Genomic DNA, 1055 nt, shown 5'->3' with positions numbered 1-1055 from the left:
GAAGCATCGGAAGGGAGCAGTGATGAGGAAGGTCGAATTTGGCAGGAGCTTTACCCGTCGGTAGTGAACTCAACAATTAAACAACGTCCCCCGCAATTTGTCGGCAAGTTCCTTTTTGGAGAACGGCTTCTGGATGAACCACACCCCCTCCTCAAGCACTCCGTGATGGGCGATCACGTCGGCTGTGTAACCCGACATGAAGAGACAGACAAGAGAGGGATAACGAACTGATAATTGCGTCGCCAGATCCCGGCCGTTCATGTTCGGCATGATTACGTCCGTCATCAACAGGTCAATCTCGCCGCGGTGAAGCTCGGCCAGCTTGATCGCTTCTTCTGCAGCCGCGCACGGTAAGACCCGATAACCAAGTTTCTCGAGCATCGCTGTGGTCATTTCCAGGACCATCGGTTCATCTTCCACCAGCAAAACGGTCCCCGCGCCGCCCGGAATCACAGCCACCGTCTCTGTCCTCAGCGTCGTATCGGCGGTCTCCAGATATTCGGGCAAATAAACGGCAAATATCGCGCCCTGCCCCTCTTCGCTGCGGACCTCGATAAAACCGTTATTCTGCGTGACGATGCCGTATACGGTAGCCAACCCGAGACCGGTTCCTTCACCCATTTGCTTGGTTGTGTAGAACGGTTCGAAAAGATGGGAGAGCGTCTCGGGATCAATGCCGCTGCCGTTGTCACTAACCGTCAATACCACATATTCTCCGGCAACCGCATCAGGATTTCCGGCAGCTGCAACCTGATCAACGGTCACCATGCCCGTTTCAATAGCAATACGGCCGGTATCGGTGATCGCATCCCGGGCGTTGACACAGAGATTGGCCAGGAGCTGGTCGACCTGGGACGGATCCATCTTGATCGGCGACACGCGGCGGCCCGGCATCCAGACAAGATCGATGGCCTCACCGATGAGTCGCCGCAGCATTGTCAGCATGCCTTCGACCGTCTGGTTATTGCTCCGGTGTCTAAATATCGAAGTCATGCCGCATATCGGACAAGTGGATGTTTGAAGTAACTTTTGACATGATTTGGTCGTCGCTGAAG

Annotated in this window: 1 protein-coding gene; it reads right to left on the bottom strand. The window is 54.9% G+C overall.

Annotated features, from left to right (window positions below; translation table 11 throughout):
* Positions 1 to 69 precede the first annotated feature (69 nt).
* Entirely contained in the window at positions 70 to 945 is an 876-nt protein-coding gene (locus BUC26_RS22570) for an ATP-binding protein (protein WP_073379694.1), read from the bottom strand.
* Between the last annotated feature and the right edge of the window lie 110 nt (positions 946 to 1055).

Source organism: Desulfofustis glycolicus DSM 9705 (genome assembly GCF_900130015.1).
Classification (GTDB): domain Bacteria; phylum Desulfobacterota; class Desulfobulbia; order Desulfobulbales; family Desulfocapsaceae; genus Desulfofustis; species Desulfofustis glycolicus.
The sequence above is the reverse complement of the archived record's forward strand: the minus strand, read 5'-3'. Positions and strand labels throughout refer to the sequence as shown.

Bases quoted from the DNA above. Each gene is read 5' to 3' on its own strand.
- BUC26_RS22570 (WP_073379694.1), bottom strand. From the start codon at position 945: ATGCTGACAATGCTGCGGCGACTCATCGGTGAGGCCATCGATCTTGTC.